Here is a 12,654-nt window from a genome sequence, read left to right as displayed (position 1 = left end):
CTTAAATTGTGACCAGATCTTTAGTAAATTTGTGCATAACAATAGGATTTTTCTTTACAATCAAAGAATCTTCTATTCGTATTCCAAATTTATTTTCGATATAGATTCCAGGTTCTACAGTAATTGCCATGTTTTCTTTAAGTTTTGTATCACTTCTGTATGAAACGGTAGGAAGTTCATGAACTTCTAATCCAATTCCATGACCAGTTGAATGGATAAAGTATTGACCATAGTTTTTTTCATCAATGTATTTTCTACATGCAAAATCAACATCTTTACAATTTGCATTTGGTTTTACAGCTTTTAATCCAAGTTTTTGAGATTCTTTAACAATTTCATATGCTTCTTTAGCTTGTGATGAAATATTTCCTATTACAAATGTTCTTGTTGCATCAGAAACATATCCCTTGTATCTTAATGTAAGATCAGTTACAACAAGATCACCTTTTTTGAATTTCCTTTGAGTTACTTGAGCATGGGGTAAAGCACCATTGGGACCTCCAGCAATAATTAATGGATTTAGAGTTGATTTGTATCCAGTATCAAACATTTGTTGCTCCATTGCATAAGTCATCAAAATTGTTTGTAATTCTGACTCTTTTTGACCCTCTTTGATCTTTTTTGAGCAGATTTCAAACATTTCATCAATGATTTTGGATGCTTTTTTGAGAATTTTGATCTCATTTTCATCTTTGATTATACGAGAGTTGTAAAATGGCTCTGTAGATGATTTTATTTTTGGAAGCGATTTTTTCAAAGATGTCATAATAGAGTAATTTTGGCAATCAGTACAAACACGATTTTTCTTTATTTTCTTTACAAGTGAAGTTACAAGACCAGTTCCACGTTCTGCAGTGATTACATCACAGTCTTCAGATTCATCTTTGGCTCTACCAACCTCAAGTTCTGGAGCAATAATGGTAGTTTTCCCATTTTTTTCTAGTAAGCCTATTGCTTCACCCCAAAATCCAGTCATGTAAAAGAGATTTTCAGGCTCAAATGTAACCAAAGTATCACAACCGATCTTTTGGGCATGTTTTAGTAGATTTTTTCTACGTTGTTTCACACACAAAAAACACTTGTTTCATAATTTATGTATGATGCAAAGTTTGTATATGGAAATTCAGTCTAGATCGCTGTGACTGAAGAAAAAGAAAAGAAGAAAGTTGTTGCATTATTGTCTGGAGGTCTAGACAGTCAGCTTGCAGTAAGAATGATGCAAGAGCAAGGATTTGATGTATCTGCAGTTGCTATAAAGACACCATTTTGTGATTTTGATTGTGGGAGAGGTTGTGGATTTGAAATTAGAGAAAGAGCAGACGATCTTAATGTAAATTTGAAAACAGTATACCTTGGTGATGAATACATCGAGATGTTAAAACATCCAAAACATGGTATTGGTGCAGGATTTAATCCATGTATTGATTGCAGAGCCATGATGTTTGATGCTGCAAAAAAACACATGGAAGAGATTGGAGCAGAATTTATTGTATCAGGAGAAGTATTAGGCCAACGTCCAATGAGTCAACATGGACCTGCATTAAGAACTATTGAAAAAGAATCAGATCTTGTAGGAAAAATTGTAAGACCATTATCGGCTGCATTACTACCAGAAACAATTCCAGAGAAAGAAGGGTTGATCAAGAGAGAAAATCTTGGAATGATAAGAGGTAGAACAAGAAGAAATCAATTAGACATGGCAAAACAATATGGAATTGAAAATCCACCTAATGCTGGTGGAGGATGTCTATTAACAGAACCACAATTTGGAGTTAAAGCTAAAGATCTTTTTAATCATGTTGAAAATCCAACAATAAATGATATTGATTTGTTGAAAATTGGAAGACATTTCAGATTAGATGAAGAAACAAAATTTGTTGTTGGTAGAAATAAAGATGAAAATGAAATGATCAAAGCAATTGCATTACCAAATGATATTTTACTTGAAGCAAAAGATCATGTTGGACCAATATCAATTCTAAGAGGCAAGAATGCAAAAGATCATACAAAATTTGCAGCATCAGTAACTCTAAGATATTCAGATGCACCAAAAAATCAACAAGAAGTTGTTTTAGTAAAAGATGGGGACATTAGTGAAGAAATTAGTGCTAAAAGCATAGAAGAAGAAGATTACATTAAATTTAGAATTTAGGCGTAAAATTTTTAAAAAATTAGTTAAAACTAAGGAAGAGTTTTTGAGGGAGTAGATCACATTTTCAATCAGAATGCAAAAACAAGAAAATACGACATTTCTAAAGGCTATCACCATTAGAGATATCAGCGATGTACATTCGATTCAAGAAGATATCAAAAAAGATATGATTTTGATTCTTAGGGTAACACCGCTAGCTCAAAAAGATGTGGATCAGCTTCGAAAGGTTGTTGAAGAATTGTATTCTATTGCAAAAAGTGCTGGTGCAGATATTGCAAGATTGGGTGAAGAAAGAATTATTGTTGCTCCATCCAACATAAAGATTTGGAAACCAGAGTACGATCTAAAATAATTTTATTGCTTCTTGAATTTGAGGATAATGAGCAGGAACTCTATGCATTCTTCTAATATTCATAGCAAGGTTTTCGGATTTTTTTCTCTCACCGTGATTAACCAACACTCTTCGTAGTTTTGGTCTAAGTCGTTGTACAAATGACATGAGTTGGTTATAATCACTATGTCCACTAAATCCATCTAATTTTTCCACACCACAATTGATCGTTACAACTTCAACCTTACCTTCTTTTCCTAACATAGTTGCCTGTTTTGATCCATCAAGAACTCTTCGTCCCAGAGTTCCATTTACTTGATAAGATACAAAGAGTACTTTGCTCTTTTTATCAGGGGCAATATTCTTGAAATATTCTAAAACAGGTCCACCTTCCAACATACCAGATGTTGCCAAGATTATACAAGGAGAATCTTCTCGCATAGGTTCTTCTCGGGCATCTGCATGCTCAATGTTTGTAAAGTATTCAGAATCAAATGGATTATCATCAGTTTCAAGAATTTTTTGTTTTAATTCGCGTGCAAGATATTCAGGATATGATTCATGAATTGCAGAAGCCTCTGAAATCATCCCCTCAGTAAATACTGGAGCCTCAATCATTTCACCAGATTTCATATAATGATCAATTACCATCATGATTTCTTGTGCACGACCAACTGCAGGAATAGGAATCAAGACTTTACCGCCATCTGCAAGAGTGTTGTTTACAGCATTAATGAAAGCAGATTCAACTTCTTGTCTACTAGGTTGAATGTCTTCTTTAAGACCATATGTACTTTCGACAAGTAATGTTTCTACTCTAGGAAATCTCCATTCTGCGGCTTCAAACAAAATACTTTTTCCAAATTTAATATCGCCAGAATAAACAAAATTGTGATCACCATTTCCAATGTGAAAGTGACATAATGCAGAGCCCAGAATATGACCTGCATTTGCAAGAACTAGTTTGATGTCAGGAGAAATATCAGTTACAGTTCCATATGGTAAAGTAATTGTTTGTCTCATAATTTGTTTGACATCACGTTCAGAATAGATTGGAGTTCTTCCTTGAGCTGCTGCAACTTTGATTGCATCTAATTGAATTAGATTCATCATAGGAAGTGTTGGCTCTGTACAATAAATTGGTCCTTTGTATCCATATTTACATAATGTAGGTAAGAATCCAGTATGATCCAAGTGTGCATGACCAATAACTACAGCATCAAGATCATCTAATGTGAGATTCAAAGAGTCTAATCTAGGAAATGCATCCATTGGAGAACGTGCTCCAGGATTTATTCCACAATCGATGAGTATCTTACTTTCAGGAGTAGATAATAATAGTGAAGAACGTCCAACTTGACCAAATCCACCAAGAGTATAAAGTGAAACTTCTGTTCGTTGGGTTAATCTAGGTCTGAAAATTTCATCTCCAACTTGTTTAAGTTGTTTGCTTCTTTCAGCAGAAGCTTGTTTGAGTGTTGCATTAATTGTTTGAATAGTACGAGATGGAACAGTCGTAGCCTTTCTGACACGGATTTTCCAGCCTGTCTTTTCAGTTACTTCAGCATGATTGAATTCTTTTGCATTTCTTTGTAACAACCAAGGTCGTTTTGCTTCAATTGAAACTTCACCTGTTGCAGTATCAAATAGAGTATTTTGTAATTTGGCATCTTCTGGAACCAAACTTGAAATAATTTTTCTAGCATCATCTTCAGGTTTTCTAATTGATTCATCAGTTCTAACAACAATTCGTTTTTTGATTATACTTACAAGATTTGAAATTGTTTCATTATGTTCCATTAGATAACGAGGAGCATTTGTGTAAAGTGCAATACGTGGTCCTTCATATTCAATTTTTGTAACATTAGCATCTTTAGGTATACTTTGCAGTATGGTGGCCATTATATTCTGGCTGCTAGGAGGTAATTCTTTTTGTTGTTGTTTTCTTTGCATTAAATCACTAAAGTTCAATGACTGCTTTCTTTTGTTCTTCAGTCAAAAGACGGAATCCATCTTTATCCATAATTGCGATGTTAATTCCATCGCCGGTACCAATGTTTCTAACAATTGCTGCTTTTACAGCTCTTAAAGCAATCTTTTTTGCTTCTTCAACTGTAAGATCTTCTCTATACTCTTCTTCAAGTAAACCATAAGCTACTGGTGAACCGCTACCAGTTGTAACATATGCTTTCTTTTCAACAGAACCAAACATGTCAATGTTAAACAATGCAGGACCTTCTGCATCATAACCACCAACCAAAATATCAGCCATAAATGGATAACCTCTATTTTGATGGAAAATCAATGAGCAAAGTCTTGCAAGGGAGTGAATTGAAATTGGTCCGTGTTTTTCAACTCTGTGAAGATTAGAATGATAACGTAAAATATCAACAATGTTTTGTGCGTCAGCAACACCACCTGCTAATGTTAATCCAGCATGATCATCAATTTTTTGAATTTTCATTGTGTTATTGTTTGCAATAAAATAACCAGCACTTGCCCTCATATCTGCACATAAAACTACACCATCCTTTGCCTTGATACCTACAGTGGTAGTCCCGTGCAAAATTTTTTCTTCAACATTGTTTGACAAAAAATACACCTATTAAGATAAAGTAAATGGCATTTCACCCTTTTAAATAACTTTTTGATCTCTGGAAATCATAAATAATGACAAAAAATCAAGATCGCATGAAATCACATACAATGGAGTTACCCAGGCTCATTGAAATTGGAGAGAGAAACATCGGGGATTTTGGAAAGTTTCTAAATTCATTGAATAAACCAAAAAAAGTATCGTTGATTTCTGGAACAAATGTTCAAAAAGTTTTAAGAAAAAAAATTGAAAAATCATTAAAATTAAAAAAAATCAAATTTGTTTGGCATACATCAATAGATAATCAATTAAAATCGCTAAATCAGATTCAAAAAGATGTTAAAAAAGACAATTCAGATTTAATTGCAGGAATAGGTGGAGGTCGTTCTGTAGACACAGCAAAATTGATTTCATATAATTTAGGAAAGCCATTTGTTAGCTTACCAACTGCCGCATCACATGATGGAATGGCTAGTCCATTTGTTTCTGTAAAAAGTGATAAACCTCATTCAATTGTGGCAACAGCCCCAATGGGGGTTTTTGTTGATATTGATGTGATAAAAAAGGCTCCAGCAAAACTACTAGCTAGCGGTTGTGGAGATTTAATTGCAAACATCATAGCAGTAAAAGACTGGCAATTAGGTCACAAAAAGAAGAAAGAATACTATGGAAGATATGCAGCAGATTTGGCTATGATGAGTGCAGAGATAGTCATGGAAAACTCCTCTGAATTTGCAAGAAAAGGATTAGACGCAAGAGTAATTGTTGAAGGACTAATCAGTGCAGGTGTTGCATCATGTATTGCAGGAAGTAGTAGACCATGTTCAGGTGCTGAACATCTGTTTTCACATGCATTAGATAAAATTGCTCCAGGAATTGGACTCCATGGAGAAAAATGTGGTATTGGTTCTATAATGATTGCAAAATTACAAGGACAGGATTGGAAAAAAATTATTAAAACATTGAAAGATGTTGGAGCACCAACTACTGCAAAACAAATCGGATTAAAACCAGATGTCATTGTAAAAGCTCTAACTATGGCACAAGAGTTACGACCTGAAAGATATACTATCTTAAAAGAAATTAAAATGACTGAAAAAAGAGCATTTAATCTTGCAAAGAGTACTAAAGTGATCTAATTTAAGCAGCCTTTTGTTCAGGTGCTTTTTCTTTTGTTTCAGGTTTCTTTTCTTGAGTTTGTTTGTTGACATGTGTTTCAACAAAGTTTACTTTTTCCAAAGTAGGAACAAATTTGAAAATATCTAATTGGATAAAGTGTTTCATAATTTGTAAACCATCTGCACGAAGAATTTCTTCAGGAATGGTTATACTTACTTCTTTATCTTTCAAGTCAAATGAAATTTTAGAGTCTTCTACTGGAAGTCTATTTTTTAGAATTCCATCAACTTTATCATTTGGAGAATCAAGTGATTTGAGAACGTTTACATCAAAAAGAATTGTTTTACCTGCATATCGGTGATTATAATCAATTTGAACTCTTCCTGAGCCAATAAAACGGATAATTCCTCGTTTGTTATCAACTTCGATTGTATCACCAACTGAAACTTTCTCTGCATCTTCACCTAGTTTTCTTATTGGAATCATTCTGACTTTGCCAGAATCTCTTTCACCAAATCCTTTGTCAGGTGTAACTTCAACTGTAAGTTTGTCATCGACAGCTGTTTTTGCAAGAGCCTCATCAAGTCCTTTTAGAACTGGATATGAGACTTCACCAATAGAAACTAGTTTTGGTTGATACTTGACATTTTGCTCATGAATTGAATATTTTTTTGCATCATCTTCACGAGTTGTATCAAATACTTCTTCACTATCTTTTACCTTAGCTGTATAATCAACTAGGATTAGTGAACCTTTATCGAAAGTCAATGTGATCGGTCTCGAATTTCCTTATATTAAGTTAACAGGGTTTTAGAGAGACTTCAGTTTTTCTTCAGCAGTCTTTAGTCCTGCTTGAGCATCTACTTCATATCCCATCATTGCTAATGTTGATGAAATTGCAGAGATTGTTCTCATGACATGATATGGGCTAACTTCACCCATACATCCAACTCTAAACACTTTGCCTTTGAGATTTCCAAATCCTCCTGCAACAAGAACTTTGAATTTGTTTGCAAGTGTATTTCTAAATGTCTTATCTTCAAGACCATCAAGATAGTTTAATGCAACAATAGAGATTGAACGATCTTCTTCTTTTGCAAATGGAGATAATCCCATAGCACTAAGTCCAGAGTACAATGCATCTGAACAAACTTTGTGTCTGTTGAATACATTTTGTAGTCCTTCTTCAAGTAAGATTGCTAATGCTTCTCGGTATGCATAAAGTAAAGGTAATGCGGGTGTGAAAGGAGTATGTTTTTCTTCATCATAATATTTGAAGTATCTTGCTAAATTGAAATACATTGTAGATGGAGGATTTTCTTGCATGTATTTTTTAGCTCTAGGACTAACAGATATTGGAGAAATTCCTGGAGGAGCTGCAATTGCTTTTTGTGCTCCAGTCATACATACATCAATATTCCATTTATCAACTGGAAGTGGTGCGCCACCTAAGAGAGATACAGAATCTACTACATAGAATGCATCATTTCTAGATGTCAAATCAGATATTCTATCAAGGTAATTGACCATAGTTCCTGTTGAAGTTTCATTGTGAACAACATAGAATGCTTTGACATCTTTGTTATTGTCAAATGCTTCTTTTACTTGATCAAAAGTTGCATTTTGTCCTGGAGGAGTTTCAAGTTTAACAACGTTTGCTCCTTGTCCTTCAATTAATTGAGATAATCTATTACTAAATTCACCATTTACAGGAATGATTACTTTATCCCCTTTCTTGACTAAATTAACAACACCTGCTTCAACTGCACCAGTTCCAGATGCAGACAATGCTACAATATCATTTTTAGTTTCAAATACTTGTTGAGTTTTGTCAACTACATCTGTGTACAATTCAACGAAATCATCACTTCTGTGGTTGATGATTGGTGCCAACATTGCTCTCATAACACGATTAGGTACATTTGTTGGTCCTGGAAGCATTGAAAGATATTCCATGTGTTATCTACCAAACAGTACTATACGGGGTTTATTTATAATTAGAGATTTTTTAGACGTTCTTTGGCATCATTATTTATTAAAAAATTTTCTGTACCTTTGGGAACTAGGACATTCCAATTCTGATCGCTAATAATCAAATCTCTAACATTTGTTCCAGATAATTCATTTCTTTTCAAAAAAGGAATAGAAATCACTTGGACATCTCGTTTTGAATACAGATGATTAGTCAATTCATCATTTGAAAATACAATATCAAATTTTGGGACTATAGTATCTATTTTTTCAATCCATTTTACATGATTGTCCAAGTCAGGAATAAAATAGATTGAAATTTTTTCTTTCATTGAATCATCTATTGAAGAAAGAATCATTTCTTTACGTTCTTTAGCTGAAAAAGGATTATTCTTTTCAGTAGGCTTGTTAGAACTGCCCAAACCTAGCCACAGTTTATCAACTTTTGATAAAGCAAATCGTAATGCCTCAAGATGACCTAGATGAAAAGGCTGGAATCGTCCTATTAGCAAACCGTTCATACAAAAGAATAGAAAATTTCTTTTTAAAAAACTATCATAAAGAGTCACAAGAAGAAAAAAATCATGGATTTTTTAAAAATTAACGGAGCATATGGGGAAGGAGGAGGACAAATAATTCGTTCTGCAATTACTCTTTCATGTATTACAAAACAGCCAATACACATTGAAAATATCAGAAAGAATAGAAAAATTCCTGGATTAAAACCACAGCATCTTTCAGCAATTAAAATTCTAAAAAAAATTTCAGATTCTAAAGTTATTGGTGATAAAATTGGTTCCACAGAATTAAAATTTATTCCAGGAGAAATTCAAAATTCAAAATCATTTGAAGATGTAGGAACTGCAGGAAGCATTTCATTAATCTTACAAGTTTTAATTCCAATAGTAGCAATTTCACAAAAAAAACTAGAGATTATTATCAAAGGTGGGACAGATGTACAATGGAGCCCCACAATGTATTATACACAACATATTTTGAAAGAAACATACTCAAAGATGGGAATTAATTTTTCATTAGAGTTGAAAAAAAGAGGATATTATCCAAAAGGGAATGGAGAAATCAAATTAGAAATTAATCCATCAAACGTTAAATCCATTTCACTAACAAAAAGAAAAACAAACCAAGTAAATATTCTATGTACATTTTCAAAAATATCAAATGAAAAAATTGAGAATGAGGTTAAGAGAATTAAAGAAAAATTAGTAAATGAAAATTTTGTTGTTAAAGTAGAAATTAAAGAACAAGAGGCATTAGATTCTGGTGCATCTTTACTAGTTTACAGTATTGATGAGAATTCAATCGTAGGAATTGATGCATTGTTTGATAAAAAAACACAGAGTTTTGATATAGATCTTGATGAATTTTTAGAAGATCAAGCAGTGGATGAGAATTTGGCAGACATGATTATAGTTCCTGCAAGTTTGGCTAAAGGTAAAACCACATTTCAAATAAAAAAAATTACAAAACATTTGGAAACTAATTTGTTTGTAACATCAAAAATTTCTGGTTGTAAATACGGAGTAGGAAAATTACCTAATGGTTTTGAAGTGATTATTGAAGGAATATCATACTCCAGCATCAAGTAATGCTGCAAAGAACAATATTGCTACAGATAAAACTACAGTAATTTCTCCAAGAATAATGATTTTTTTTCTTAATGTTTGAATTTGATGTTCAGGCATTTGATTTGACATTATTTTATCTTCAACATCTTTCCTAATCACTCTAACATGAACAATATACGTAATGATTAATGCAATTACAAGAAGTATTTTGATTATAAGAAAAGTCCCATAACTCGTTGCAACAAGAAGATCTGGTTTGCTTAGTAACACATGTGAACTATACAATCCTGTTGCCATCAAAATTATTAATGAAGGAACGGCTACTTTGTTAAATCGTCTTCCAACACGAATCATAATTTGCATTCTTTCTTCAATCGAATTTGTCATAGTTTTAAGAAGTGGAGAAAAAACTATTCCAATGAATAATGAACCACCTACCCAAATTGCAGCTGCAACAAGATGAATCCAAGTAAGAATCGCTTGTTCTAATGCTGCCATAGTTTATCATATTTTGAATGAAATATTATGTATTTGGATCTTGACAACCTTTTTTAGTTGTACGTAATTTGATACATTGAAATGGCACTTCAGAGCAGAATGACTGTTTATGTTGCAATAGCAGGAGTTCTTGCCTTAATGGGAGGAATTGTTTTCTATGCTAGTTTAGATAATGCTCAATTGGAACAAGCAGAGATTGAATTGTTTAGTGTTGAATTGATAGATGTAGATAATGTAAATAATCAAGCAAAGTTTGATGTTACATTTCTTGTAAAAAATCCAAGTGATAAAGCATTTACAGTTGGAGTTATTGATTATCAACTTTTTACTGATGAGATTGAATTAGGTTCAGGTCAATATTCTGCAATGGATGTTGCATTACCAGGAAGAGCAGTGTTTTCTTCAGGGGAACAAATACCATTGAAGAGCATATTTGTATTAACAAAATCTGAAACAAATCCAGAAATTTACGAAGATATGATAAATGAAAGAATCAATAGTTTTTCTGCTGAAGGAATGCTCACTACTCAGACTTCATGGAGTACTATTGACAAAGAATTCAGTACTGGTTTTAATTAAAAAGTGGGCCGAGAGAGATTCGAACTCACGATCACCGCCGTGTCGAGGCGGTATCCTAACCAGCTAGACTACCGGCCCATTGAAATACAAAACTAAATTGTGGCATTATTAACGTTTAACAAAAGAAAGGATGAATAAAAAGAGGAAAGGCGTGAATTAGTTGGAAGATAATTTTACTGAAGAAGAAAAAAAAGGATTCTACAAGGCAATTTATTCAAGAAGGGATGTAAGGTCTCATTTTACATCAAGGCCTATTGAAGACGAGGTTCTCTCAAAAATTCTTCATGCAGCACATCATGCGCCATCTGTAGGATTCTCACAACCATGGAATTTCATTCTGATAAAGGATATTGAAACAAAAAAGAAGATCAAAGCATCATTTGAAGAAGAAAAGAATCGTTCATCGCAATTAGTAGAAGAGCCAAAGAGATCAAAGTATCTTTCATTCAAACTAGAAGGGATTTTAGAATCTCCAGTAAATTTGTGCGTAACATATGATCCATCAAAATTTGGTCCATTTGTGATAGGTAGATCTAGCATACCTGAAGCAGGATTGTATAGTGTATGCTGCGCAATTCAAAATTTATGGTTATCAGCTAGAACAGAAGGAATTGGTCTTGGATGGGTAAGTATTCTATCAAATGAAACATTAAAAGAAAATTTAGAATTACCAGAACATGTTGTTCCTGTAGCGTATTTGTGTTTAGGATATGTAGATGATTTTGCAGAAAAACCAGATCTTGAAACTGCTGGGTGGTTACCAAGACTTGATCTAAAAGATGTAGTATACTTTGAAAAATGGAATGATCAACAAAACGAAAATTGGAAAAGTGTTCAAAAGATGATCAAAGAAAATCTTGACTACGCTTAAATAATTAAGAATGTTTTTTCTGCTGGGCTTGTGGCGCAGAGTCAATTTGACGCGAAACATGGATAGCGTGGTAGCCTCCTAAGTTACAGGTCGAGGGATCGAAGCCCTCCAAGCCCGTTTTGTTTTTTGTTCTAGAAATTTAAATAGAAAAAAGATTGGCTTTAGTTATGAAAGTTGTAGTGATTTCTGGTAGTCCAAGAAAAAATGCAAATACACAGATCATAATGAAATATGTTTACGAATACACAAAATCAAAGAATCAAGATGTTAAATTCGTCAACTTATCTGACGGACAAGTTGAGTGTTATAGAGGTCCTGAGGAAGAATATAATCAAGCAACAAAAGATGCCGCTCGAGATATTATGGAGGCAGATGTATGGCTGATTGGCTCCCCAATTTACAATTCATTTTTTAGTTCTGCGCTCAAAAATTTGTTTGAATATATCAATTACAAGGAAACTGCAGGAAAGGTTGCAGGAATGGCAATTTTAGCTGCAGGAAATATTGGATTTATTGATGTTCAGACATTAATTACTCAATTATTATCATATTTCAGAGTAATCACAAATCCAAAAGCTGTTTTCTTAACTACAGAATCAATAACTGGGAATAATATTTCAGAAGATGGACAAACCAGACTTGAAGAAATGGTAAATGAAACTTTGAAAATGGCAGAAAAACTAAAAGATTAATCTAAGTTTTCTTGTTAAAGGTATATCAATTTCAAACAGAAAATAATTTTCAAATTGTTTAGAGATTAGTGGAAATTTATTTCAAAAAAATATTTTGGTTCAAGAATTCACATAATTCTAAAATTTACATGAACATATTTTTGTAAAATCAATTTTTTACAGGTGATTTTCCTATTAATTCATCAAACATCATTTAACAAAACTGTAAAAGTCAAATACTAACAATATGTAAGAAAAATACAATTGAATAGCAAAAAAG

Annotated in this window: 14 protein-coding genes and 2 tRNA genes; 8 read left to right on the top strand and 8 right to left on the bottom strand. The window is 33.0% G+C overall.

Features of this window, described 5'->3' with window-relative positions; all coding sequences use genetic code 11:
* Nucleotide 1: 1 nt before the first annotated feature.
* Nucleotides 2-1,066, bottom strand: a complete 1,065-nt coding sequence (locus tag ACQY22_RS03710; protein ID WP_428325191.1) for a M24 family metallopeptidase — start codon at nucleotides 1,064-1,066, stop codon at nucleotides 2-4.
* Between the two features lie 72 nt (nucleotides 1,067-1,138).
* Between ACQY22_RS03710 and ACQY22_RS03705 the strand changes: the two genes are divergently transcribed.
* Together ACQY22_RS03705 and sepF are read left to right on the top strand one after the other, a co-directional pair.
* Entirely contained in the window at nucleotides 1,139-2,152 is a 1,014-nt protein-coding gene (locus ACQY22_RS03705; RefSeq protein WP_428325190.1) for a tRNA (5-methylaminomethyl-2-thiouridylate)-methyltransferase, read from the top strand.
* A 73-nt stretch (nucleotides 2,153-2,225) separates the two neighbouring features.
* Nucleotides 2,226-2,504 (top strand): cell division protein SepF, encoded by a 279-nt coding sequence (sepF, locus tag ACQY22_RS03700; protein ID WP_014964061.1) that lies wholly within the window; start codon nucleotides 2,226-2,228, stop codon nucleotides 2,502-2,504.
* On the opposite strand, the gene ACQY22_RS03695 is transcribed toward sepF, so the two are convergent.
* Together ACQY22_RS03695 and psmB are read right to left on the bottom strand one after the other, a co-directional pair.
* A complete protein-coding gene (locus tag ACQY22_RS03695) occupies nucleotides 2,496-4,436 on the bottom strand; it encodes a beta-CASP ribonuclease aCPSF1 (protein WP_428325189.1) in 1,941 nt (646 codons plus the stop codon). The genes sepF and ACQY22_RS03695 overlap by 9 nt on opposite strands.
* A 7-nt stretch (nucleotides 4,437-4,443) precedes the next feature.
* Nucleotides 4,444-5,085 carry an archaeal proteasome endopeptidase complex subunit beta gene (psmB, locus tag ACQY22_RS03690; protein ID WP_428325188.1) on the bottom strand — a complete coding sequence of 214 codons (642 nt, stop codon included), beginning with the start codon at nucleotides 5,083-5,085 and terminating at the stop codon, nucleotides 4,444-4,446.
* A gap of 68 nt (nucleotides 5,086-5,153) precedes the next feature.
* On the opposite strand from psmB, the gene ACQY22_RS03685 reads away from it, so the two are divergent.
* Nucleotides 5,154-6,218, top strand: a complete 1,065-nt coding sequence (locus ACQY22_RS03685) for a sn-glycerol-1-phosphate dehydrogenase (RefSeq protein ID WP_428325187.1) — start codon at nucleotides 5,154-5,156, stop codon at nucleotides 6,216-6,218.
* A gap of 1 nt (nucleotide 6,219) precedes the next feature.
* Here ACQY22_RS03685 and ACQY22_RS03680 read toward each other — a convergent pair whose 3' ends face one another.
* Genes ACQY22_RS03680 through ACQY22_RS03670 form a run of 3 tightly spaced genes read right to left on the bottom strand, consistent with a single transcriptional unit; the run spans nucleotide 6,220 to nucleotide 8,690 of the window.
* Nucleotides 6,220-6,966 carry an FKBP-type peptidyl-prolyl cis-trans isomerase gene (locus ACQY22_RS03680; RefSeq protein WP_428325186.1) on the bottom strand — a complete coding sequence of 249 codons (747 nt, stop codon included), beginning with the start codon at nucleotides 6,964-6,966 and terminating at the stop codon, nucleotides 6,220-6,222.
* Nucleotides 6,967-7,008: 42 nt separating this feature from the next.
* Entirely contained in the window at nucleotides 7,009-8,154 is a 1,146-nt protein-coding gene (locus ACQY22_RS03675) for a pyridoxal-phosphate-dependent aminotransferase family protein (RefSeq protein ID WP_428325185.1), read from the bottom strand.
* Nucleotides 8,155-8,195: 41 nt separating this feature from the next.
* Complete coding sequence (locus tag ACQY22_RS03670; RefSeq protein WP_428325184.1) at nucleotides 8,196-8,690, bottom strand: nicotinamide-nucleotide adenylyltransferase; 495 nt, start codon at nucleotides 8,688-8,690, stop codon at nucleotides 8,196-8,198.
* A 63-nt stretch (nucleotides 8,691-8,753) separates the two neighbouring features.
* Between ACQY22_RS03670 and rtcA the strand changes: the two genes are divergently transcribed.
* The gene (gene rtcA / locus ACQY22_RS03665) at nucleotides 8,754-9,776 is read left to right on the top strand and encodes an RNA 3'-terminal phosphate cyclase (protein ID WP_428325183.1); all 1,023 of its coding nucleotides are present in this window, start codon (nucleotides 8,754-8,756) and stop codon (nucleotides 9,774-9,776) included.
* Here rtcA and ACQY22_RS03660 read toward each other — a convergent pair.
* Nucleotides 9,756-10,253, bottom strand: coding sequence for a CopD family protein (locus ACQY22_RS03660; protein WP_428325182.1), 498 nt, complete (start codon nucleotides 10,251-10,253; stop codon nucleotides 9,756-9,758). The two genes, rtcA and ACQY22_RS03660, sit on opposite strands and share 21 nt — an antisense overlap.
* 99 nt (nucleotides 10,254-10,352) lie before the next feature.
* Here ACQY22_RS03660 and ACQY22_RS03655 point away from each other — a divergent pair, with 99 nt between their 5' ends.
* On the top strand, nucleotides 10,353-10,832 hold the full coding sequence (locus ACQY22_RS03655; protein WP_428325515.1) for a hypothetical protein: 480 nt from the start codon (nucleotides 10,353-10,355) through the stop codon (nucleotides 10,830-10,832).
* Nucleotides 10,833-10,836: 4 nt separating this feature from the next.
* Here the strand turns inward: ACQY22_RS03655 and ACQY22_RS03650 are convergent.
* Nucleotides 10,837-10,910, bottom strand: a tRNA-Val gene (locus tag ACQY22_RS03650).
* An 82-nt stretch (nucleotides 10,911-10,992) separates the two neighbouring features.
* Here ACQY22_RS03650 and bluB point away from each other — a divergent pair.
* The 3 genes from bluB (at nucleotide 10,993) to ACQY22_RS03635 (ending at nucleotide 12,395) form a co-directional block, all read left to right on the top strand.
* Nucleotides 10,993-11,703 carry a 5,6-dimethylbenzimidazole synthase gene (bluB, locus tag ACQY22_RS03645; protein ID WP_428325181.1) on the top strand — a complete coding sequence of 237 codons (711 nt, stop codon included), beginning with the start codon at nucleotides 10,993-10,995 and terminating at the stop codon, nucleotides 11,701-11,703.
* A 24-nt stretch (nucleotides 11,704-11,727) separates the two neighbouring features.
* Nucleotides 11,728-11,820, top strand: a tRNA-Arg gene (locus ACQY22_RS03640).
* 50 nt (nucleotides 11,821-11,870) lie between these two features.
* On the top strand, nucleotides 11,871-12,395 hold the full coding sequence (locus ACQY22_RS03635; protein ID WP_428325180.1) for an NADPH-dependent FMN reductase: 525 nt from the start codon (nucleotides 11,871-11,873) through the stop codon (nucleotides 12,393-12,395).
* The last annotated feature ends 259 nt before the right edge of the window (nucleotides 12,396-12,654 follow it).

The sequence above is a fragment of the Candidatus Nitrosopumilus sp. genome (assembly GCF_965263415.1).
Lineage (GTDB): Archaea > Thermoproteota > Nitrososphaeria > Nitrososphaerales > Nitrosopumilaceae > Nitrosopumilus.
The sequence above is the reverse complement of the archived record's forward strand: the minus strand, read 5'-3'. Positions and strand labels throughout refer to the sequence as shown.